General features: G+C 45.6%; 18 protein-coding genes. 13 read left to right on the plus strand and 5 right to left on the minus strand.

Annotated elements, in window-relative coordinates; all coding sequences use genetic code 11:
* Window positions 1-1,226: 1,226 nt before the first annotated feature.
* Together AABW11_RS07195 and AABW11_RS07200 are read right to left on the minus strand one after the other, a co-directional pair.
* Entirely contained in the window at window positions 1,227-1,592 is a 366-nt protein-coding gene (locus tag AABW11_RS07195) for a DUF779 domain-containing protein (RefSeq protein ID WP_340104122.1), read from the minus strand.
* A gap of 289 nt (window positions 1,593-1,881) precedes the next feature.
* Entirely contained in the window at window positions 1,882-3,384 is a 1,503-nt protein-coding gene (locus AABW11_RS07200; RefSeq protein ID WP_340104123.1) for an aldehyde dehydrogenase family protein, read from the minus strand.
* A 182-nt stretch (window positions 3,385-3,566) separates the two neighbouring features.
* On the opposite strand from AABW11_RS07200, the gene AABW11_RS07205 reads away from it, so the two are divergent.
* The 12 genes from AABW11_RS07205 (at window position 3,567) to AABW11_RS07260 (ending at window position 15,892) form a co-directional block, all read left to right on the plus strand.
* Window positions 3,567-4,484 carry a helix-turn-helix domain-containing protein gene (locus tag AABW11_RS07205; protein WP_340104124.1) on the plus strand — a complete coding sequence of 306 codons (918 nt, stop codon included), beginning with the start codon at window positions 3,567-3,569 and terminating at the stop codon, window positions 4,482-4,484.
* 1,272 nt (window positions 4,485-5,756) lie between these two features.
* Window positions 5,757-6,500, plus strand: coding sequence for a hypothetical protein (locus AABW11_RS07210; RefSeq protein WP_340104125.1), 744 nt, complete (start codon window positions 5,757-5,759; stop codon window positions 6,498-6,500).
* 74 nt (window positions 6,501-6,574) lie between these two features.
* Entirely contained in the window at window positions 6,575-7,264 is a 690-nt protein-coding gene (locus tag AABW11_RS07215) for a curlin repeat-containing protein (protein ID WP_340104126.1), read from the plus strand.
* A gap of 82 nt (window positions 7,265-7,346) precedes the next feature.
* Complete coding sequence (locus AABW11_RS07220; RefSeq protein ID WP_340104127.1) at window positions 7,347-8,339, plus strand: hypothetical protein; 993 nt, start codon at window positions 7,347-7,349, stop codon at window positions 8,337-8,339.
* Window positions 8,340-8,432: 93 nt separating this feature from the next.
* Complete coding sequence (locus tag AABW11_RS07225) at window positions 8,433-9,272, plus strand: hypothetical protein (protein ID WP_340104128.1); 840 nt, start codon at window positions 8,433-8,435, stop codon at window positions 9,270-9,272.
* Window positions 9,273-9,564: 292 nt separating this feature from the next.
* The gene (locus tag AABW11_RS07230; RefSeq protein WP_340104129.1) at window positions 9,565-10,458 is read left to right on the plus strand and encodes a hypothetical protein; all 894 of its coding nucleotides are present in this window, start codon (window positions 9,565-9,567) and stop codon (window positions 10,456-10,458) included.
* Window positions 10,459-10,556: 98 nt separating this feature from the next.
* Window positions 10,557-11,369, plus strand: coding sequence for a hypothetical protein (locus AABW11_RS07235; RefSeq protein ID WP_340104130.1), 813 nt, complete (start codon window positions 10,557-10,559; stop codon window positions 11,367-11,369).
* A 294-nt stretch (window positions 11,370-11,663) separates the two neighbouring features.
* Window positions 11,664-12,107 (plus strand): hypothetical protein, encoded by a 444-nt coding sequence (locus AABW11_RS07240; protein WP_340104131.1) that lies wholly within the window; start codon window positions 11,664-11,666, stop codon window positions 12,105-12,107.
* 456 nt (window positions 12,108-12,563) lie between these two features.
* On the plus strand, window positions 12,564-13,214 hold the full coding sequence (locus AABW11_RS07245; RefSeq protein ID WP_340104132.1) for a beta-sandwich domain-containing protein: 651 nt from the start codon (window positions 12,564-12,566) through the stop codon (window positions 13,212-13,214).
* A 20-nt stretch (window positions 13,215-13,234) separates the two neighbouring features.
* A complete protein-coding gene (locus AABW11_RS07250; protein WP_340104133.1) occupies window positions 13,235-14,074 on the plus strand; it encodes a CsgE family curli-type amyloid fiber assembly protein in 840 nt (279 codons plus the stop codon).
* A gap of 9 nt (window positions 14,075-14,083) precedes the next feature.
* Window positions 14,084-14,509, plus strand: a complete 426-nt coding sequence (locus AABW11_RS07255) for a curli production assembly/transport component CsgF (protein ID WP_340104134.1) — start codon at window positions 14,084-14,086, stop codon at window positions 14,507-14,509.
* Between the two features lie 3 nt (window positions 14,510-14,512).
* The gene (locus AABW11_RS07260; RefSeq protein ID WP_340104135.1) at window positions 14,513-15,892 is read left to right on the plus strand and encodes a CsgG/HfaB family protein; all 1,380 of its coding nucleotides are present in this window, start codon (window positions 14,513-14,515) and stop codon (window positions 15,890-15,892) included.
* A 675-nt stretch (window positions 15,893-16,567) separates the two neighbouring features.
* Here AABW11_RS07260 and AABW11_RS07265 read toward each other — a convergent pair.
* Window positions 16,568-18,835 (minus strand): glycoside hydrolase family 3 N-terminal domain-containing protein, encoded by a 2,268-nt coding sequence (locus AABW11_RS07265; protein ID WP_340104136.1) that lies wholly within the window; start codon window positions 18,833-18,835, stop codon window positions 16,568-16,570.
* A gap of 279 nt (window positions 18,836-19,114) precedes the next feature.
* Here AABW11_RS07265 and AABW11_RS07270 point away from each other — a divergent pair, with 279 nt between their 5' ends.
* Window positions 19,115-20,266, plus strand: a complete 1,152-nt coding sequence (locus AABW11_RS07270) for an RtcB family protein (protein WP_340104137.1) — start codon at window positions 19,115-19,117, stop codon at window positions 20,264-20,266.
* Window positions 20,267-20,456: 190 nt separating this feature from the next.
* Here the strand turns inward: AABW11_RS07270 and AABW11_RS07275 are convergent, their stop codons facing one another.
* The gene (locus AABW11_RS07275) at window positions 20,457-21,155 is read right to left on the minus strand and encodes an ABC transporter ATP-binding protein (RefSeq protein ID WP_340104138.1); all 699 of its coding nucleotides are present in this window, start codon (window positions 21,153-21,155) and stop codon (window positions 20,457-20,459) included.
* Window positions 21,152-22,642, minus strand: a complete 1,491-nt coding sequence (locus tag AABW11_RS07280) for a DUF5687 family protein (RefSeq protein ID WP_340104140.1) — start codon at window positions 22,640-22,642, stop codon at window positions 21,152-21,154. Before AABW11_RS07280 ends, AABW11_RS07275 begins: the two co-directional genes overlap by 4 nt.
* Window positions 22,643-22,734: the final 92 nt, after the last annotated feature.

Raw genomic sequence — 22,734 nt, forward strand, 5'->3', positions numbered from 1 at the left:
AGTGGTGTTGAGGTTCCGGGCCAATGGTTGTAATTATACTTTTCATGAAGTGATTTCATTTCACTAAGTTGTAGTTATCATCGGGAAATGAAGACTACTCCTTAAGCCTGATCTGGAGAGAGAAAATGAAGATCTCAATGTTTGTAGTTTTTATAAAAAAAATACCATTAGGCATAAGATGGCTTTTACTTACTCTTATGTCGACCTGAGCAACTAATCTTGCCCAAAAAACGGGGCAACACCGTTTAAGAAGTGACAGAATTAGGTTTCATATGGAAAAGTACCGTGTATTTCGTGTACGGAGTAGTGTGCGGCGTATCGGGTAATTATTAATCTCAAAAGTAGGTACTCAGACCCTGAATGATACACGGAATAGATCTTTCATAACCCCGTCGTCTGAATTCAATTCTTCTGTAGAATCACCCGCCTCGGGGACTTGAGACGCCTGCCTTCTCTTACCCCGCACTACGCGCCGAAGAACCACGGCGCTTGTACGGGGCTATAATATGGGCCGCCCCTGCAGGGTTTTTTTGTTTCGCGCAAGCGCGTAACCGACTTACATTTTCAATTAATAAGATAAGTGATCATAGAAATAATCTTTGTTTAAACACTAAAACGACACTTTTTACAAACTGTTATTGGTAGCCTATAATTTTGCTCCAAAAGGCTGGGCAACACCATATGAGAGGTGACAGGATGCGTTTTCCGATCCGGAAGTACTATGCGTTTTGCGAGTGGTGGGTAGTGTGCGGTGTTCCGGGTAAATTTAAATTTCAAAAGCACCTCATCAGATCGTTATTCATCCATGGAATAGATCTTTCATAACCCCTTCGACTGCATTCAATTCTTCTGTAGAATCACCCGCCTCGGGGACTTGAGACGCCTGCCTTCTCTTACCCCGCACTACGCGCCGAAGAACCACGGCGCTTGTACGGGGCTATAATATGGGCCGCCCCTGCAGGGGCTTTTTGTTTCGCGCAAGCGCGTAACCGACGTACATTTTCAAATAATAAGATAAGTGATCATAGAAATAATCTTTGTTTAAACACTAAAACGACACATTTTACAATCTGTCATCGGTAGCAAATAATCTTGCTAAAAAAGGTCGCAACATCATTTTGGAGGTGAAAGGGAGGGGTGTTCAGTGAGCCAGTCAGTTTTTCACAATCTGTGTCAATGTTGGCACAAAAGGATCTGCTATGATTGTGACAACATAGAAATTCAGCCTACTCCACAGGTTCCAGATTTTCAAGTTGCTCTTCGGTAAACATTTTTGATTTGATCAGAAACCGGACACCCATTGGGATTTCGATTGAAAAGCTGGAGCCGCGGCCTTCTTTTACATCGAGCGTGAGCTGCATGTTTTGCCAGTATTTGAACTGGTCTTTGGCCATATAGAAAGGTGCGCCGTACACTTCGCTCACTTTTACATCGCTTTTGCCCACTCGAAATTGCCCGGCCTTGTAGCACATTGGTGAGGACCCGTCACAGCAGCCACCGCTCTGATGAAACATGAGTTCCCCGTGCTTGTCGCGCAGCTGGTCCATGATTTCCTTGGCATCGTCGGTAATTAGAACTCTTTTTACTGGCATGGGACTTATAGATTAGAGATGAAAGATAGTAGACTACAGGAGCTCATATTCAATGTCCTGAGATTAATGACCTGAATTTCGGTTGTTAGAAAATAGGTATTCCGAAAATCCCTCCTTCATCAAGGAGTGGAATAAGGGGGTGGTTCAAATAGATCGGCTTCACAATTCACAGTATTGTGCAATCAAAAGAATCCAGTCGAACCACCCCAAGCATCTCCTTCATAAGGAGGGGATTCTTTCAGATTCGACTATTTATTGTTGAATCAAGCATTCCCGGGGGTGGGTCTGATTAGAAAAAGCCCATGGCTTTTTTATCGTACGATATCAGCATGTTTTTGGTTTGCTGATAGTGGCTGAGCATCATCTTGTGATTCTCACGGCCAAAACCAGATTTCTTATATCCGCCAAAGGCTGCATGGGCCGGGTATGTGTGATAGCAGTTCACCCATACGCGCCCGGCTTTGATGGCGCGAGGCACTTGATAGAGCTGGTGGGCATCACGCGTCCAAACGCCGGCTCCGAGCCCATACAGGGTGTCATTGGCGATGGAGATTGCGTCGTCTACATCTTTGAAGGTGGTCAGGGATGTGACGGGGCCGAAGATTTCTTCCTGGAAAACCCGCATGGAATTGTCACCACCGAAGATCGTTGGCTGCACATAATAGCCACTTGAGATGCCGTTACTGCCCACATCGGCTTTTTCACCACCGACAAGTACTTTTGCGCCTTCTTCGCGGCCAACTTCAAAGTAGTTCAGGATCTTCTCGTATTGATCATTCGATGCCTGTGCACCCACCATCGTTTCGTCATCAAGCGGATGTCCCATTTTTATCGCTTTTACCCTTTCGATTACTCGTTCGGTAAACGCATCGGCGATTGATTCCTGCACCAGGATTCTGGAGGGACAGGTACATACTTCGCCTTGGTTGAGAGCAAACAGTGCGGCACCCTCAAGCGCTTTGTCAAAATACTCGTCATCTGCGTCCATTACACTTTCAAAAAACACATTCGGGCTTTTTCCGCCAAGCTCCAGCGTAACCGGAATGATGTTTTCTGATGCGTACTGCATAATCAGCCGTCCGGTGGTGGTTTCACCGGTAAAAGCAATTTTAGAAATCCGTTCGCTGGTGGCAAGAGGCTGACCGGCTTCCGGTCCAAAACCGTTAACCACATTCAAAACTCCATCGGGAATCACATCCCCAATCAGCTCGAGCATGACCATAATACTTGCGGGTGTCTGTTCGGCCGGTTTTACCACGGTACAGTTACCGGCTGCCAGTGCAGGCGCAATTTTCCAGGCCGCCATCAAGAGCGGAAAGTTCCAGGGAATAATCTGGCCGACAACGCCAAGTGGCTCCGGCAGGTTGATGGAGACAGTATGTGCATCATGTTCTGAAATTCCGCCTTCCTGCGTACGAATAGCCGCAGCAAAATATCGGTAGTGGTCAACGACCAGCGGCAGGTCGGCATTCATAGTTTCGCGAATGGGCTTACCATTGTCGATCGTTTCTACGCGCGCCAGAAACTCCAGGTTCTCTTCAATAATGTCAGCCATTTTATTTAGTACTGATGCGCGTTCGGCTGCCGATGATTTATTCCACTCAGGAGCAGCTTTATGGGCGGCATCAAGCGCCATCTCGATGTCTTTTTCATTTGATCGCGCACATTTCGTGAAAGGTTTCCCGCCAACGGGGGAAATGTCGTCGAAATAGTCACCGTCAACCGGGGCCAGAAATTTCCCCCCGATATAATTGTCGTACTTTTCTTTAAAACTCGGGCGTTCATGTAACATGTTGATCTCCATTCGTTAATTAATTTTTTGCCCTTATAGTATGTTTAAAAAAGCGCTTTTATTCTTGGTGTAAACTCTCAAAAAATAGCGGGATCGTCTCAATTTGGTTTAAACAGGTTGTTTATCTATCATATTTAAAGACGATTACAAAAGCGCTTTTCCTGAGATTAAATTCTGCTGTCATGATCAATCAAAAGATTATCGAAAATGAAAAGAATCCGCCCCGGCAGCTTGTAGAAAACAGGACAAGTTATGCGGGCAGGGACGCCGTCTTTTCTGTGTATGATACCTACCAGGAAGCGCGTTTGGTTGAGCTTAAATCGGATAGCCCGATGTACTGCGGGATGATTTCAGGAAAAAAAGTGATACACTCCGGCAGTGAAAAACCGTTTGATTTTGTGCCCAGTGAATCTCTTGTGCTTCCGCCTGATACAACCATTTATATTGATTTTCCTGATGCGAAACTCAACGAACCTACAAAGTGCATTACGGTAGAACTTCCGTTATCTCGGATTGATGAAATTGTAGCCCGAATGAACGATCAGCTGCCACGTACCAAAACATCGGGCGAATGGGAATATGACGCATCAGCATCGGTCCACTTTTCAAATACCGAATCGGTGGACCTTTTGATTCGAAAACTGTTTCATATTTTCACTGAAGAACACAATCAAAAAGATCTGCTGATAGAAATGAACACCTCGGAGCTGATTGTTCATATGCTTCAGACTGAATCGCGCAATCTGCTCCTCAAGAATTACAGAAAGCATGTGACAAAGAGTGGCTTAGCGGCCGCCATTGAGTTTATAAGTCAAAATCTTGACCGGTCGATCTCAATAAAAAAACTCGCCGATATAGCTTGTATGAGCAAAGCGTCGTTCTACCGCTACTTTAACAATGAATTTGGGGTGAGCCCGATTGAGTACATCAATCAGGAGAGAGTTAAAAAGGCGTGTCGACTGCTGTCGGATGAACGTCTTAACGTAACAGATGTGAGTTTTAAACTTGGATATTCAAGCCTGAGTCATTTCATTAAACTCTTCAAAGAACACACCGGAACCACGCCAAAACAATACCAGCTTAAAAAGCTGAGTGATTGAGATTTAGCCCGAACCAAGATCCGAAGATCCGCAATGTCTCAATGAGAAATTGCGGATCTGCCCCATCGACAGATTTATGAAAGCCCCGACCGGCTCACTGAACATACCCTCATTACACTCATCCAGCGTTGCCGTTCCGCTTAAACTTTCACCCACTTGAGAGTCTGTGAAAAAATAGATTCCCAAATAAATTGAACCTAATCAATTTGAGGTTTCTGTCTTTTTCATCGCGACCAGTCTTTTTGACCCACCCCAACCCCTCCCTTTCTCGCCCTGGCGGGACTCGGCATGGAGGGGAACTTCGAAATAAACCTACTGGCCTTAAAAGTTTAACTGTGTCGAAATTTGTTATCGAATTTTCTCACACCCTCTTGATAGGGGATTTTAGTGCTGTCACCTAAAAGATGGTGTTTCTCCGCTTTTGGACAAGATTAAGGTCTTAGCATAGGGCAAAAGAATCTTTTAAGTATTACCATCGAGAGTTCTCAAAAATCAAATGATTGAACGCAACACTACGGGCTGAAACTGATTGAGGCGGGATGACCCGGGAATACGGCCAGCCAATTAAATGACTGGCAGGTTTGAGATTTGAGTCTGTGCAAAAAGGGTTGTTCAATAAAGAACTTTACAATAAAATAGTCATACCGGACCCCGATCCGGTATCTCCTGCCCATATCAACGATTGGAGATCCCGTATCAAGTACGGGATGACACCCTTTTTGGACAGCCTGGAATTTGATCAAGCCGTTAAAAATCTATAACCGGGCGACTCAGGAAGAGTTTTGAAAGCTATTCTAATGTTTTTAAAACATTGATCATCAATGAGTTGCGGTTATTATAAATAATTTAAGAGCCTTTCTATAAAAAAACGCTAATTATGAACAAAGTTGAGATGTTCATTACTTAGGCGGCGTGAGGAGATGATTACTTCATTATTGAATTGTACAGTATGAATAATCAACTTCTATACACTTTTAATTAATGAACAATATACGCGGAGTACAAAAGCGTAAAGCAACGCTGCGGAACTTCATCAAAAATGATGGAGGGTGACCACCACATCGATGCCTTGCCAAACGGACTAAAATTTTATAGTCCGGGCAAATCTGACGCGCTTTTCAGGCTCCCCTAACATCAGCCGCGACTGACTCTTATTAGACGGTCGCTGCTGCGCAATAAACTGAAATTATAGGAGTGATTAAGTCCCGGCAAAATTGAGTGCCGGGATCTTTTTCAACTCATACTGAGAGGAATCTCAATTATAAAAGCGCCATGAAACTAACACTATCAACATTTGTACTGAGTCTGTTCATCGCCTTTGGAGCGGTTGCCCAGGGCAATGAAACTTTGATCGAGCAGCAGGGCAGCAGTCACGATGCAATCATTGGGCAGGTGGGATATGAAAACAGCGCTATTACAAGTCAGGATGGAGAAAATAACAGCTTTGTTCTAGATCAGGCTGGATCACACCAAGCAAACATAGCGCAAGCCGGCGCTGACAACACCACTACAGTTCAGCAGTGGGCGGGAGAACAAAACAGTGAGCCGGGAGCATCCTCTATATTTGTAGAACAGGCAGGGACAGGAAATGACGTTTCTGTCAGCCAGTTTGGCGAGCATATCACAACTATTGATCAGTCAGGCACTGAGAACTCCATCGATCTGACTCAAACACAAAGTAATTCAACAGTTTCCTCTCTCGGAGAGGAATATGGCAACGGCGCTTTTGCGCTGTTGATGCAGCATGGTTTCAGCAATGATATCGTGCTGGCGCAAAATGGTTCCCACTATGCGTCTATTTCGCAGAACGGAATCCAAAACACAGCAACGGTCCTACAGGACGGACTTGACCTGGCAAACATTGCACGGGTTGAGCAAAACGGTTCGAATAATGACGCCTTGATAGAGCAGTTCGGAGGCCAGAATTCAGCCATTATCAAGCAGACCGGCAACGGGCATTCCGCCCAGATTCAACAGGTTGGCTATGGAAATCAAGCCACAGTCATCCAGAACTAACACTGAACGATTCTGAGAGAGTAATTAAGGCTCAGATGTCTAATAAATCAATGCAAATAAAACAATACAGACCTATGAAAACTCTACTTACACTTATAACAGCACTGCTTTTTACAGCAGGATCGGCTTTCGCACAAACAAATGACGCATCTATCGACCAGGTGGGTGATGATCACGAAGCAACCATTACACAGGCAGGTTCCATGAACATGGCCTATGTAGAGCAAACAGCAGATGCCGGCCGTGAAGGCGACGATATTGGAACTGCTACTGTTGCGCAAGAGGGTTCAGATAACTATGTAAATCTTTTTCAGAGAAACTTCTTTGGAGACAGTGAAGCCACAATTACTCAGCTCGGTGACGGGAACAGCGTTAGGGGATCAAGCCTGGGGTCTGCATTCAAGCAAAACCACGGGTTGAACGTCATTGACGTGATGATGGAAGGCGATGATAACACTTTATACAGCCTTGTCGGTAGTGCAGCGCAAAAGAACGTAAACACGCTCCTGCTCGATATCCTCGGCAGTGATAACAGTGTGGGACTTTTCCAGCACTTCGGCTATGGAGACGTAGATATCGAAGGTGACCTGAACGTGGTTACGCTGAGTCAACGTGGTGGCAGCAATGCAAACGCTCAGAGCGCATATGTAGACATTCTCGGAAGTGACAACATGGTGGGCATTACTCAAACCGGAGATGCTCACACAGCAAATGTTGATGTGACCGGTTCTTACAACACATCTACAATTACACAAAGTAACTAACTATCAATACCTAACCTGTGCAGTATCGACGCTGCACAGGAACAGGGTTATCAAGACAAAAATAAAATAACAGAGAATTACTATGAAAAAATTAACAACACTTTCAATCGCACTGCTTTTTACAGCAGGATCGGCTTTCGCACAAAGCAATGACGCTACTGTTGACCAGAGCGGCGGCAGCAACGATGCAACAGTAGCCCAAATGGGAGCTAATAACGAGGCTTCGCTGACACAAATCAATTACAACAGCACCGGCCACCTGGCGGATATCCTTCAGAATGGAGAAAGCAATATAGCGACTGTTCGGTCGCAGGGCGGCGTGGGTATGAACGAAGTGGACCTTGATCAGATCGGAACATCCAATGAGGCGACGATTGTTCAGTTTTGGGGACAAAATACAGCGGATGTTCTTCAGGATGGAACGGACAACGTTACCAATATTCAGCACAGAGGCTCTTATCAGTCCTCTGCTGTTGTTACACAGTCAGGTGCAGAAAACAGCGCCACGATTCTGGACGTAGGTCAAACCGGATCAAACCCAAACACCGGCAATAGTGCGGATGTTGATCAAAGCGGTGACAGTAATGATGCAACAGTAACCCAAATAGGCAGTGATAACGAGACGTCGCTGACACAGCGCAACTACGGCAGCTCTGGTCACGTGGCGGATATTCTTCAGGATGGAAGTGGTAATATTGCAGATATTCTCTCCCAGGGTGGAGTGGGCACAAACGTTATCGATCTGGATCAGATCGGGACATCCAATGAGGCAACCATTGCTCAGCTTTGGGGCCAGAATACAGCTGATGTTCTTCAGAACGGAACAGCTAACATCTTAAATATTCAGCACCGTGGATCTACTCAGTCTTCTGCCGACGTGACGCAACTTGGCACAGGTAACAGTGCTCTGATATTTGATATTGGACAAACCTCCACTAACCCAAACACCGGCAATAGTGCAGAAGTTTATCAGGATGGTGCAAACAACACAGCATCCATCGGCCAGTTTTCAGACTCAAATACTGCTACTGTTAACATGACAGGAAACGGCAATTCAGCGACGATCTCGCAATAAACAAACAATCCAAAGTCCTGTGCAGCTATAAGTTGCGCAGGCATTGGATTTTTCAAGAGTTAAAATAAACATGAAATTAAAAAGAGATATATCATGAAAAAATTATCAACATTAACACTCGGACTCTTCTTCGCAGCAGGATCGGCTTTCGCGCAAAGCAACGAGGCTACGGTGAGTCAGGCCGGGGATCAAAACGAAGCAACCATTCAGCAGGTGTATCAGGCAGGTGGTTCCGGTGACAACAACGAGGCTTTCACTACGCAGACCGGTAATCTCAACGTTGTGGCAGGATTGAAGCAGCGGGGAGCCGGAAACTGGCACGGTATCGTGCAAACTGGCGACAATAACCTTGTGGACCGCTACCCGAACCAGGGTTCTTCCCAGGGCGGCAGCTATGACGGCTATATCTCCATTACGCAGCTTGGTGATGATAACAAGGTGTGGGATGCAGACCAGGCGGGCTCCGAAAACAGCTTAACGGTAACACAAAGAGGTGGAGACATTGTTAATGTTGAAGCCCAGATAAGTCCGGAAGGCGGAGTCGGGAATGCGATCGTCATCGATCAGTATGGCGGTGGAAATGCAGTTGGAGAATTTAGTCCCAACGGTTCAGGCGCGTACCAGGAAGGCGAAGGAAACTCCATGGACATTACACAAGATGGCGGGGCGAAAGCCGGCATAGCCTCTGTATATGTGAGCGGTGCTACCGAAAAGTTCTTCAGAAGCGCCATTGAGGGCGGCCAGGGACTTATTCAGCTTGGAGATGACAACATGTTGACAATTGAGCAGGATGGCGCAAGCACCGTCGGTTTCGTGATTCAGAAAGGAGATCTGAACAAAGCGAGCGTATACCAGACTGGTGATTTGAATACTGCCACTGTTAGCCAGGTTGGAAACAGCAACGAGGCTATAATTACCCAGAGCGGAATCTGATAAATCACTTCATCTTATCCCCGGTGGGTTCCCTTGGAGTTACCCGCCGGGCACAGATGACAGGAGATTTTAGAGATAACAACGGAGTGAATCAATAGAAGTGGAAGTTAACCTCTGTAAAGTAAATAAGCTTACCATAAAAAACTGCTTTAGAGCATAGATGAGAATTACATCCATCAATATCCAGAACCAATTGTTCTGAGTGTACATTTGCAACCCCGTACGGTTTGATCGCCGTGCGGGGGATTCGCTAAATCGTCTTATAACAAAAAATAATTACAAAGATAAAGCAATGAAAAAATTACTAACACTTTCAACAGCACTGCTTTTTACGGCAGGGGCTGCTTTTGCACAAAGTAATGAGGCAACTCTCAGCCAGGATGGCGATGATAACGAAGCCAACATTGAACAGGTTGGCGGTAATAACAGCGCTGAACTGAACCAGGGCTTCGAAAACAATGGCGTCATCCAGGGCCAAAATAACGCCTTTGGTGAAATTCTCCAGGATGGGGAAGGAAACGATGCCACTCTGAACCAGCGCGCCTGGGGTAATGATGGCAACGAACATTCAATTGACCAGCTTGGTGATGCCAATGTTGCAAATGTTGATATCTATAACGGGAACAATTTCGGCATCCTGGTACAGGAAGGTTCTGAAAATAATGCACGAATGGTTCAGTCAGGCTCAGAACACGAGTCATATATCATCCAGACAGGCGATGAGAACTATGCACGGAGCAGCTCCACCGCGGGAAGCGGCAACGTTACGGCGATAGCGCAGGGTATTCCGAGCGTCTTTGCAGGCATGGGTGGCCCTCAGCAACTGAACCTGGGCTTATCTTTTTCCCCTACTGCTGGAAATGCAGCTACGCTTGGCGTTAAAGGAAGCGACAACATGGCCGGAATTCTTCAGATTGGATTAAATAACAACGCAGGATCTAACCCGCAATCGAGCGGTGCCCTCGGTATCAGTATTGAAGGAGACGGTAACGTTGCTGGAATTGCGCAGTTAGGCAGTGATAACACTGCGAACATCTCTGTACTTGGAAATACCAACATCGCGCTTATTGGTCAGATGGGAAGTTCCAACACAGGGTCCGTTATGCAGGACGGATCAGGAAATTCTGCTTTAATTGTTCAAGACGGCGGTTCAGGATCGGTATTGCCGACACCGGTACTTGACTAATTACTGAGCGAAAAATGCTTCATACGGTATCCGGAAAACGCCGGATAATATACTATAGAATTAATCCGGTAAAAAACCGGGTTCAAACAGGAGGAATAATGAAGAAACTACTAACGGCTTTTACCCTGGTGCTTTTGATGGCCGGTGCAGCAACAGCCCAGCAGAATGATGCAGAAATTCAACAGATTGGCGGAGACACAAATGTGGCGATGATCGGTCAGTCCGGAATGCTCAACACAGCATTTATCAGCCAGGAAGCAGACAATGATGAGGCCAGCATTCAGCAAAGCGGTGATAACAATATCGCCACTGTTCTGCAGGGATTTCATGTTGATGCAAACGGCTATGATACCGATGCTGAAATTATTCAGATTGGTAACAGAAACGAAGCCACCATCACACAAACAGGGCGGCATGAAGTGTCCGGATTTATCCATCAAACAGGCGATGATAATATCGCTTTTATTGAACAGGATAAAACGGACGACTTTAACAACGCCCGCGTACAAATCATCCAAACCGGCGGTGAAGAAAACTTTGTCCTTCAGCAGCAGGAGGACCGGCGCGGCGTATTTGGTGAAGTTCTTCAGGATGGATCGGAGAACTATGTGCATCAAACACAAACGATTGGTGGCGGCGGAAGCGGTCAATTTTCACATGTGTTAAGTAAGCAGCTTGGTGATTTTAACACAGCGGATGTTGACCAAAACGGTGAGCGCGGCAGTGGTGAAACCCACCAGCATGGTGATGATAACGATGCGTTCATTACCCAGGACGGGGATGAAAATTCCGGACATATCCTTCAGGAAGGCATGTTGAATATGGCAACTATCAACCAGATGGGGAATTTGCATAATGCCAATATCCACCAAAATGGAGAAAGTAACACTGCTTCTATTACGCAGAACTAATCAAGTATTATCTCTTGAGCCGAAACAGATTTCCGAAAGATCTCTAATCAGGGACTTTCGGTTTATGTTTCAACTTTCTGGTGCAATGTTAATGCACAATTTTAGAAAGCCAGGATTTGGGTGATTGTGAGAATGGAGGGAAAGACCTAAAAATAAATTTATATAGAACGAATAAGAGAGTTTTTTTTGATAGGTCGAGAAGCGCTTACAAAAATGTGGCGCAGGCTAAATAAATCAAGTTGAACCTATTAACGAATAAATCGTTTTCAGGTTTTTAACACAGGGGAAAGAGTGATGACAAAACACGAATATCATATTGCGCTGGTGCTGCTTGCGCTGATTACCGCGGGTGTTCTTGGATATCAGATGCTAAATACAGAGACACATCGCGGAAACGGCGATTGTACGCTGGCGCTCTACTTTTCAGGTCCGAACGGGTGTAACAATAAACCACAGGTTCAGTCAATTTCCGGCTCCGCATTTGCTAAGAGAATTGAAGATTATTTTTCTCCCGAAAAGAGATCGCATTATGATATAAGTATGGAAACCTCACCCTTTGCTCAGAAAAAGACGTCAGAAGGCCCGATTGAGAATCCTAAATCGAAAAGGAGTTCAGAGTTTGATGCGCTGCCGGTCATAAAGTGTACTGATCAGCACCGGGCACTGGATGATACGACGTTTTTAATATTTGAAAATCATGAGCGATACTTGCGATCGGTATTAAAAAGGATACACTGAGTAATCAAATAGACCGATAAATCTATCAGGGTGGTTAAAAACACTGATAAAAGGCTCAGGCTATTTGATCAAGCGAATTTCTGGCACATCTCATCTCATCTCATCTTTTCTTGCTTGCCATTGATCTGTCTATATAGTTAAGAAAAGGTTTACAGAACCAAACTTTAAGTTTGAAGTACCAATTTTGGTAAGGCAGAGCTCACTGCGTACAGGATTGTATCAAGTAAAACATGCTGATGTTCTGTTTAGATAAAGTAAATACACCGAGCTAAGAGTAAATCTAGTACGTGCATGCTTTGGTTTATATAATAATTGATCAAAAGCTGATTAATAAAAATGCGATTGGGTCGATAACATTAGAAAGCTCGACATACTCAGGACTGTAAAAGATCCTGTTAGTGTTGCCCGAAGCATGCTGAGTCATGTTTATTTAAAAAATTATCATCAAATGTACTTATGAAGTCACGAATTTTAAGCGCAATGTCCATGCTGGTTGCTGCGGGAATTCTGTTCAGTTCCTGTGCGAAGGATACAATTGAAGCAGAAACATACGGAGGGATTGAAGGCATCGTCATCAACGGTGAGACAGAGGAAGGGGTCGGTACGGTTAATATAACCACCACGCCAGCTACAAATGCAATTTTTACAGAAACTGACGGCACATTCACTATTCCTAATATCCCGACCGGGAACTATACGGTTCAGGCTCGGAAAACAGACTTTAGCAGCAGTTCAGTGAGCGTAGCCGTAAGAGAGGGGGTGGTTGCCACAGCCTTTATTTCAATGAACCCTGAAGAAGAGGAGCCCGATTCCTCTGTGACGAGGGATGAATTTTCTGCCGGAATAACTTCGTGGTTTAACGACGTGGATGGAGACACAACGCATGTTGAGATTAATTACAGAGTTGAAAATAACAGCGATTCCGGGACTATCAGTAACTATGAAGTCTATTTCCAGGTGGAAACTGTCAGCGGCATTAGTTTCTATTTTGATATAGCCGGTGAAAATCTTCAGGCTGGCCAAAACCGAAGTGGTAATTTCAGAGGTTATATCCGCGATAATGAAGCAACAGAAGTAAACATCAATGACGTTTGGATCTCTGATTAGCAATACGGCGGACCAGCAGAATGAATTTCATAAGATTGATCATATTCACAGCCACATTAGCACTCGTCGGGATTTCTGCGATGGCTCAGGCAGCAGCGGACACAGCAAGTATTTACATCAAACAGTCAACAGGCGATAATGCGGTGCTCCCTGAAAACAGGACTGAATTCAATGAACGGCCGGCACTCACCCAAAATAATATTCGATCGATTTCACTTTATTATTCCGATCAGGATGAGTGGATTACCATCAGCAGCCATGAGGATCTGCAGTGGGGAACCAATGACCTGATTGGGGATTCTGAGTTTGGCCTTGAGGGGGATTCCCTGGCCAATAATGGTGACACTCCTCCAATAAGGCTGGCAGAACTGCTCAGTAGCATGGTCAGAAACCGGGGTAACGTTGCGGGCGATGAGGGCAGAGAAGTGTCAAATACGCCAATGTCAGCCGATGATGAGGCCATGAACGCCTTCAGGAAAGCGTTTGAAGCGGTTATGCAGGAAGAGAATGAAGTGAATCCTGAGACGGAATCGGAAGACAGTGTAGAATTACCCGAAATGTATGGAAATGTGGCAGGAATTGTTCTTGATGAGACCCGCTCAAAAACAGGGCGAGACTTTTATAACGCGTTTTACGAAGCATGGTCTAAGTGGAAAGGTGTAGAAAATTCTGTGGTTCGGGTAGCTGAAAAACCAGGACCGGGATTAGGAAGCATCGTTTATGTTGAAGTGAATTACGAAGAGATATTTGAACTCAGGCTTCGGCCGGGAGATCAGCGAACAAAGCAGGCAGGAGATGTAGCCGCTGCGCGAACGCTCAGCTACTTGAAAGAAAATTCCAACAAAACATTAACCTATTAACAATTTGATATGAAACGCACCGCATTACTTCTTGCTGCAAGTTTGATTACGGGTCTGTTTTTGAACGTATCATCCGTAACTGCCCAGGAAATGGTTTGGCGACCTCTTAACCCCGCCTTTGGAGGAAACCCAGGCAACTATGGATGGTTGCTCAACAGTGCAAATACGCAGAACCTGCATGAAGAGACCCGTGAATCGGGATTTCAGCGAGACCCGCTAGCTGATTTTCAAAATTCGCTGCAGCGGCAGGTGCTTTCGCAGCTCACACGCGATATTGTACGGCGTGAATTTGGGGAAGGGGAAGCTCTTGAAGAACAGCGGTTTGAATTTGGCGAGTTTAATATTGAAGTCAACCCCGGCACTGACGGTGTTCAGATTCGAATATTTAACATACTGACAGGCGACGAAACCAGCGTAACGATTCCAAATTTTTAAATTATGAAGGCCATATCAACTGTAATTTTATCTGGCATTATTGGCGTTGCTCTCCTGAGCGGCTGTGCCGGAACTATGAAACCGATGCATACGGAACGAGCCACGCTTGGAACTGTAAGCGAGGTATATCCACAGCTGAAGGAGCTGCCCCAGCCACAGGAAAAAATTGTAGCTGCGGTCTACCGATTCAGAGATCAAACCGGGCAGTATAAACCATCGGACAGAGTGGCAAGCTGGTCAACAGCGGTGACCCAGGGCGCAACATCGATCCTGATGAAAGCAATGGAGGAGTCGGGCTGGTTTGTGCCGATTGAGCGAGAAAGTATTTCCAACTTGCTGAACGAGCGGCAAATTATTCAGAGTATTCGCCAGCAGCATTCCGGGCCGCAGGGACCCCAGCCGCTTCCGCCGCTTCTATTTGCCGGTGTGATGCTTGAAGGCGGAATTGTTGGCTACGATACAAATGTGATTACCGGTGGAGCCGGCGCGCGATATCTAGGTACGGGCGGATCGGGTCAGTATCGAAAAGACCAGGTAACGATCTATCTGCGGGCCGTATCAACCCAGAGCGGCCGCGTGCTGAAGACGGTACACACTACAAAATCGATTATTTCTCAACAGCTCGACAGCGGCGTGTTCCGGTTTATAGATACCAACCGGTTGCTTGAAACAGAGGCCGGCTATACTTATAACGAGCCGCCGGTGATGGCCGTCACAGAGGCGATTGATGAAGCAGTAAAACAGCTTATTCTTGAAGGGGTAGAAGCAGACATCTGGACGCCGAACAACCCTGACGAGATTCTTGCTTACCGCGAACGATTTAATTTTGAGAAGCAAAAAGAGGAACAGCTGAAGCGCGATTATTTTGGCCTTATTGACCAGCCGGATCTCCGTGGCGGATGGTCGGTATCGACAAATGCATTTCTTGGAACAATTATCGGCAATTACAATAACCCTGACGTAAACCCCGGTGTAATGCTGCACTTTGAGAAAGGGATAACCCGAAACTTTGCCCTGCGTCTTGGCGGTCAGCGCACCCGGATCAGCGCACCCAATGCATTTTCTAACCCGGTAAATGCGGCTGATCTGCTGCTGAATGTTTACATCACGCCAGGCTATAACTTGTCGCCGTTTATGGCAGCCGGCGGCGGTGCATTTATTTTTGATAAAAAACATCCGGAGCTTGAAGACCAGGTGCTTCCATTTGTAGGCTTTGAAGCAGGGTTCGATTACCGGTTCAACAGCCGTTTTGGGGTAAAACTCAGTTCAAGCTATCGCTACCTGCTCATTGATGGCCTTGATGGTGTTTCGATGGGCAAGTATAACGATCAGCACTGGGGCGTGAATGTTGGCGTTACCTATCAGCCAGGATTTCTGAATTAAGTTGGTTGTTTGAGTTTTTGAGGAACTATCCGGCATGACTTTGACCCACCCCCGTCCCCTCCCTATCTCACCCTGACGGGATTCGACATGTAGGGGAGCTCCTAAATGAGTATATCATCTTAAAATAAATAGAGGACTGCAATAACTGTAATTCAATATATTCATAAGCTCCAGAGAAGGATTGTCCGACTGTACCATCATAAATGAACTACTCATTAATGTAGAAGATCAGTAGAAGTTATTTTCCAATAGATTTTTTTGTACACAGAAATTTAATATTATTTGGCGGCGTATTTCAAACCTGAGCAGATCTAGTAGTCTTATACGCCGCCCTTAAAATTAAAAAAGAAACTGTCATGTCGACTGAATCCCGATGTGTTTTTTAAGAGGGATGAGCGGAGACATCTCCCTGTGCTTGGAACCATCCTCGACAAATCTTAAATAAAATCTTGCTAATAGAAAGGAGACCTCTCGGCTACACATCGAAAAATCACCGCTGTTTCGCTCGAGGTGACAGTGGCGTTGAAGGTGAAAAGGCGGCGCACAAAATTCAAAAACTTATTGACAACCAAAAACTACGTCGCAAGGCAAAACTTTTCAAGTTTGGAAACTCGATATGCTATATTTGTACACAAGGCATGAATCTACTTCCGTCATATAACTTTTCGAGGGATGTTAGTCATCTTTATTTTTTTCAAGCCGAAACTCTTTCGTTAACTCACCAACCTTAACCGTAAAATATCCTTCTTCCAGAATCGGCTGACCATTTCTGTCGGGATAGGAGAGCTGCTCAGACGGTTGGATTTCAAACTGAACTCTCTTCGTTTCGCCTGGTTCAAGCGCTATTTTTTCGAAGTGCGCCAGCTCTTCTACCGGTCTCGTGATAGTGCCAACGTGGTCGGTTATGAACCAGAGTACGCTTTCCATCCCTGCTCGATTCCCTGCATTAGTAACGGCAACGGAGGCCGATAACGACCCGTTTTCTCCAATAAACGATTTACTTAATCTTAAATCTGAGTAAGTGAAGGTAGTGTACGACAATCCATGGCCAAACGGATAGAGAGAGGTTGGCTGGCTGACCTGTGATATTTGGTTAGCGTCCTCTTCATCAAAATCGTAATTGGCGCTGGGCTTATGGTTGTAGGGTGTAAAATGGCTGGGACTTTCGGGGTAAGAGATGGGGAGCTTGCCGCTTGGATTCACCGCACCACTAATAATTTCAGCAATTGCATTCGCACCCTGAAAGCCCGGTAAACCGGCATGAAGGATGGCGTCTGTTTTTTCTTCAACGGATGTAATCAGCCGCGGGCGGCCCTGAACAAGTACGAGAACGAGCGGTGTGGCAGATTCAGATAGCCTGGAAATTTCATCAAGCTGATTCTGTGGAAGTGTTAAATCAGAAATGTTGCCGACAAACTCAGTATAGGGCTCCTCTCCACCTGCATACACAATGAGGTCGGCTGCATCAATCTGCTGTTGGGATGGCGTCTTGGTAACATGTTCGATATCAGCATCCGGGTATTCCGCTCTGAGTGCATCGAGGATTGTCATCATATCGTCAGGGTATCGTTCTTCATTTGCTCCCTGCCATGCCAGTGTCCAGCCGCCGGCGAGGTTACGTTTGCTGTCTGCGGAGGGGCCTGCAACCAGTATTCGGGTTGGATTTAAGACCGGTAAAACCCCGTTCTTATTCCGAAGCAGCACAATCGATTCGCGGGCGGCCTCCAGGGCTTTCACTTTGCTTTCAGTTGTTCCTATTCGATTGAGCCGTTCATTTGATGGATATGGATGTTCAAATAGCCCAAGTTCAAACTTGAGCCGGAGAATGCGCCGTACCGACTCATCAATTCGATCTTCCGTGATTCTGCCTTCATCAACCAGTGCCTGCATCGCCTCGTTGAATTCAAGCGTGAGTGGCGTCATACTCATGTCAATGCCGGCCATGACAGAGCGAAACGTTGCCTCCTTGAAGTTTTCTGAGATAAAATGAAAATCAACCAGTTTTTCGATATCGGCCCAATCCGTAACAACCACGCCGTCAAAGCCCATCTCGTCGCGCAGCAGTTCGGTTACCAGTTCATAAGAACCATGCACCGGTATGCCGTTGATTTCTCCGCTGTTTAACATTACAGTTTTAATTCCCGCGTCAACAGCTGCCTGGAACGATGGACGATGAAACTCATGAATTGCCTGTTTGGGAATGTAGGCAGGCGAGCGGTCCCAGCCTGATTTTGGATCAGAGTATCCAAGGAAATGTTTGGCTGTTGCGGCAACATTGTAGGGCTCAATCTCTTCATTTCGCTGGTATCCGTTGATATACGACTCACCCATACGGGCGGCAAGTCGCGGATCCTCTCCAAACGTTTCATAAATTCGCGGCCAGAGCGGGTTGACCCCGATATCAAGAATCGGCGCAAAGTTCCAGTGGTGACCAAGATCAGCGGTTTCATAGGCGGTCACCCAGCCGGTGTTGTAACTGTGCTGTGGATTGAAAGTGGCACCAAGATTTATGTTATGAGGAAAGATCGTGCCGCCCTCCAGGTAATTGGCACCGTGCACGTGATCGATGCCGTAGATAATAGGAATGCCCAGCCGGCTTTCTTCCATGGCCAGGCGTGTCAGTTGATTCGTAAACCGGAACCACTGCTCAGGCGGGACGGCTTCACCGTTTAAAAATGATCCGATGTGATGGTTGCCGATCAGGTCGCGTGCTTTTTCTTCAACGAGTTCAACATCAGCCTGTTTGCCGGTTGGGTTGATGGTTGTAATATTGAGCTGCGTCATTTGACCGATCTTCTCGTAGACCGTCATCCGGTTCAGCAGATCCTCCACACGGTCCTCTATAGCCGCATCCGGGTTTTGGTAGGTTGGTGTCTGGGATTGAACAGGCTGAGTCATAGCAAGAACGAATAAAATTAAAATAGGAAGAACGGAGTATTTCATGGTCTCAGCAATTAAATTTTAAAATAATTCTGTGTGAGTACCGGGGCGGATGCCAAACTGATACACGCCGCAATAAGTGTGTCCTTCTAATTAATAAAATAAATATATACCAGATATGAATAGGTGCATTTAAATTCAGTTGTATGGATTATTGATTGCGTCCTGCTTTTCCAGCAGAGCTATGATTGAAATGTAATATCATGCAGCGCAATTCATTGAACCTGAACCGTGTGATCTGTGTTATTTATTAATTAGGATAAAAACATAATCGGAGACTCTATGAAACGAGTGATTGAGACAGAACGAATTCCTATCAACCTGTGGGTAGACGATATTGAAGAAGGAGCCCTTGAACAGGCAAAGGATATTGCAAACCTGCCGGTATCTTTCAGCCACATTGCTATCATGCCGGATACTCACCAGGGATACGGTATGCCCATTGGCGGCGTGCTGGCTACGGAAAATGCCATCATTCCAAATGCAGTGGGAGTTGATATCGGGTGTGGCATGTGCTCGCTGCGGACAAACCAGCAGGAGCTGGACAGAGACCGCCTCAAAAAAATTATGGGAAGGATCCGCGATACTGTGCCTGTAGGATTCAGCCATCACGATAGCAAACAGGATAAAAAATGGATGCCGGAGATGGACAGTGAACTGCCAATTATACAAAAGGAGTATGAAAGCGCACGGAAGCAGGTAGGCACGCTTGGGGGCGGTAACCATTTCATTGAAATTCAAAAAGGGTCGGACGGGTACATTTGGATTATGATCCATTCCGGCTCACGGAATATAGGCTATACAGCGGCTAAGCACTACAACGACATTGCAAAAGAGAAGAACGAAGGCCGCGATGATGTGCCGAAAAACCTGGCATTCTTTCGGGAGGATACGAAAGAATTTTCCCTCTATACGAACGAGATGAACTACTGCATCGATTTTGCACTGGCGAATCGAAAGCTCATGATGGAGCGCGTGAAAGACGCATTTGAGAAAGAGGTGTCGGATGTTGAGTTTTCAGATTTCATTAATAAACCGCACAACTTTGCGGCGCGTGAAACTCATTTCGATAAAGAGCTTATCATACACCGCAAAGGAGCGACTCGGGCCCGCGAGGGTGAACTTGGGATGGTGCCCGGATCGCAGGGTTCACCATCATTTATCGTAAGGGGAAAAGGGAAACCTGAGGCGTTTGAATCGTGCTCGCACGGTGCCGGGCGGGTGATGAGCCGGACCAAAGCGAAGGAGACGCTAAGCGTTGAAGAGCAGTCAAAGCCGATGGAAGAGAAAGGAATTATTCATGCTATAAGGCATAAAAGTGACCTTGATGAAGCTCCCGGATCATATAAAGATATCCAGGAGGTCATGAAAAATCAGTCAGACCTGGTGGATATTGTGATTGAGCTGGAGCCGATGGCGGTCATTAAGGGGTGAGAGGTTAGTTGAATACTACATATTGATTATAAAATAGTATAGGAAAGAGTCCCCCTTAAAAAAGGGGGAAATAGGGGGATGTCTATCAAATTCTTGTAGATCCAATGGACACCCCTCTAAATCTCCCCTTTTTAAGGGAGACTTTTAATCTGATCTTTTTAAAAATTTATTAATCGAATATAGCACTGAACTACCGGTCGAAATAATCAGCAAGAGCAGATGCCATTGCCTCTTTATCATCTTTCAGGTCTTTGATGATCATACCTTTTTCAAGGAGTACAATACGGCTGCAAATATCCGTGACATGGGTCAGATCATGACTTGAAATCATAAATGTGGTGCCGTTATTTTCGCGCTCATCTGTAACAAGTCTCTTCAGGCGGTTTTGGGAAGTGGGGTCCAGGTTTTCAAAAGGTTCATCTAATATAATAATATCCGGTTGACCTAAAAATGCTGCCGCTATACCAACTTTCTTAAGATTTCCTTTCGACAGATTGCGAATATATTTTGACTTACCCAAAATCTCGTCATTGAACAGCGGGCTGAACCGGCTGAGATGATGTTCAAGTTCATCGGCACTTAACTCGTAGATCTTTCTCAGTGTTTCAAAATATTCATCCGGTGAGAGGAAAGGCAGCAGCATGTGCTCATCAAGATAAGATCCCACAAAGTTTTTCCATTCTTCATTTCCACTAACGTTATTTCCATTTATCTCCACCCGGCCTGATGAAGCCCTGATGAGATCAAGGGTCAGCTGAAAAAAGGTTGTTTTTCCTGCCCCGTTATTTCCAACCAGGCCGAAGCATTCCGACTCTTGGATGGTGAGCTGCCCGATGTTTAAAACCTCGTCGCTTCCATATCGTTTTCTTAGCTGTTCAACCTGGATCATGTGCCGCGCCTGAATGATGATGAGATTTTATGACGGTTTCGGTCGAGTATGTTTACCGTTACGTTAATGAGTTGTTTATGAAAAAGAAGGCCCGTAATTCCGGCTAAGCATACGGCGGCAAGGGCTGAATATGCATCAAACAAAATGTGCACTGGAATGTAGATGAGGTAAGGAACCAAAAACAGAGGAATAACCATCAGGAATTGCGAGATGCCGATACCGTCGTAGTTGAACATAGCACCTTTGTTAATGTCAATCGGCTTGGGCTCCCAAAGTGCCATCATCACGATAATGTGGATACCGAACCCAAGATTAAATAAGAGGCCGGCCGTGTGAACCAGCAGTATCTGCCAGCCAAAGTAGAGATAGGGAAGCGACAGGATATAGGCCAGCACAGTTGTCATAGACAGAAGCAGTATTTTACCCCGGACGAGGTCTCTCAAGCCACTGTTTTTGACCATAAAGAAATCAAAAAATGACGAATTCCAGCTTAAGAAAAACTGTGCATACTGAACAAAAAATATTCCTGTGATAAAGATTCCTAAGAACAGGTGAAACCCGGTTAAGACAAATGATTCACCCGTATCAGGCATCTCATAAAACAGAAGGCCATAGAGTAAAAATAAAGCTGACATGGCAAGGTAACCACGGCTTTTCTTATGTCTGAGAATCAGCTTTAGTTCTATGTCGGCCAGCACGCCCGGCGCTCCAAACCGGTTAAACAATTGAGAGTCTGATCTGCTGAAAGCTAATGATTTGGATTTTACGGCTTGATCGAGGTAAGCATTTTTAGAGTAATACCGGTGTATGAGGCGATAACTCAGAAAGAAGAAAATCAGGCTAAGAGCCAGAGGCAGCGGCCCTGATAGTGAATAGGAAAAGAAGGGGGCTGTAACGAGACCAAGATTAAAGAGGTTAAAATACAGCAGCACAAATGGCAGGGAAGCTGCGGTAAGCACGGCTATAAGTCCCGGTACTGATGATTTGGCAACAGTTTCCTTTGTCCAGAGCGTAAGCCAGTGTAAACTCAGGCTGAGAGCAACAAGTGTGCCCAGCCATAGTGATGCGGAAAGAGCACCATAGGCAGTGGCTAGTTCGGTAATTGTAATGGGCAGAAATAGAATTACAGCTGTAACTGAAAAGGTAGACAGCACAGACTTACCCAGTAAATAATGGACAATGCCGGAGCGTTTGATGGGCAGATGCAGGTAGCGGGCCAAATCAAATAAAGGCTTCTTTTGCAGGAAAATACGGGTCACAAATTCAGCTGCCAGATAGTATATAGCGGCTGTGTTGAGGAAAGACGGAATGTCCTTAATCCCAAAATAGGTTTTGAGGATAAGCCCGAGAAAAACTGCAATTCCGACCAGGTAAAACAGGATAAATGCTATCAGCAGGAGCGTAAATATAGAGGATACGATATCACGCCCAAATGATAACGAACGAGTTTTTTCAAGTACAAGCAGCCTGATGAATTCAGGTGTCATTTGTCTTCCTGACTTTAGCATGCCATATAGTAAGCGACAGCGAAATCAGATTCAAGTGCCGGAAATTAGAAAGCAGGCATAAATACTTTCAA

The organism is Rhodohalobacter sp. 8-1, assembly GCF_038150125.1.
GTDB lineage: Bacteria > Bacteroidota > Rhodothermia > Balneolales > Balneolaceae > SW132.

Excerpts from the sequence above, each read along its gene's own strand:
- AABW11_RS07215 (WP_340104126.1), top strand. The coding sequence starts at position 6,575 with ATGAAAACTCTACTTACACTTATAACAGCACTGCTTTTTACAGCAGGA.
- AABW11_RS07260 (WP_340104135.1), top strand. The coding sequence starts at position 14,513 with ATGAAGGCCATATCAACTGTAATTTTATCTGGCATTATTGGCGTTGCT.
- AABW11_RS07195 (WP_340104122.1), bottom strand. The coding sequence starts at position 1,592 with ATGCCAGTAAAAAGAGTTCTAATTACCGACGATGCCAAGGAAATCATG.
- AABW11_RS07205 (WP_340104124.1), top strand. The coding sequence starts at position 3,567 with ATGATCAATCAAAAGATTATCGAAAATGAAAAGAATCCGCCCCGGCAG.
- AABW11_RS07225 (WP_340104128.1), top strand. The coding sequence starts at position 8,433 with ATGAAAAAATTATCAACATTAACACTCGGACTCTTCTTCGCAGCAGGA.
- AABW11_RS07220 (WP_340104127.1), top strand. The coding sequence starts at position 7,347 with ATGAAAAAATTAACAACACTTTCAATCGCACTGCTTTTTACAGCAGGA.
- AABW11_RS07265 (WP_340104136.1), bottom strand. The coding sequence starts at position 18,835 with ATGAAATACTCCGTTCTTCCTATTTTAATTTTATTCGTTCTTGCTATG.
- AABW11_RS07250 (WP_340104133.1), top strand. The coding sequence starts at position 13,235 with ATGAATTTCATAAGATTGATCATATTCACAGCCACATTAGCACTCGTC.
- AABW11_RS07200 (WP_340104123.1), bottom strand. The coding sequence starts at position 3,384 with ATGTTACATGAACGCCCGAGTTTTAAAGAAAAGTACGACAATTATATC.
- AABW11_RS07235 (WP_340104130.1), top strand. The coding sequence starts at position 10,557 with ATGAAGAAACTACTAACGGCTTTTACCCTGGTGCTTTTGATGGCCGGT.
- AABW11_RS07240 (WP_340104131.1), top strand. The coding sequence starts at position 11,664 with ATGACAAAACACGAATATCATATTGCGCTGGTGCTGCTTGCGCTGATT.
- AABW11_RS07275 (WP_340104138.1), bottom strand. The coding sequence starts at position 21,155 with ATGATCCAGGTTGAACAGCTAAGAAAACGATATGGAAGCGACGAGGTT.
- AABW11_RS07280 (WP_340104140.1), bottom strand. The coding sequence starts at position 22,642 with ATGACACCTGAATTCATCAGGCTGCTTGTACTTGAAAAAACTCGTTCG.
- AABW11_RS07230 (WP_340104129.1), top strand. The coding sequence starts at position 9,565 with ATGAAAAAATTACTAACACTTTCAACAGCACTGCTTTTTACGGCAGGG.
- AABW11_RS07270 (WP_340104137.1), top strand. The coding sequence starts at position 19,115 with ATGAAACGAGTGATTGAGACAGAACGAATTCCTATCAACCTGTGGGTA.
- AABW11_RS07255 (WP_340104134.1), top strand. The coding sequence starts at position 14,084 with ATGAAACGCACCGCATTACTTCTTGCTGCAAGTTTGATTACGGGTCTG.
- AABW11_RS07245 (WP_340104132.1), top strand. The coding sequence starts at position 12,564 with ATGAAGTCACGAATTTTAAGCGCAATGTCCATGCTGGTTGCTGCGGGA.
- AABW11_RS07210 (WP_340104125.1), top strand. The coding sequence starts at position 5,757 with ATGAAACTAACACTATCAACATTTGTACTGAGTCTGTTCATCGCCTTT.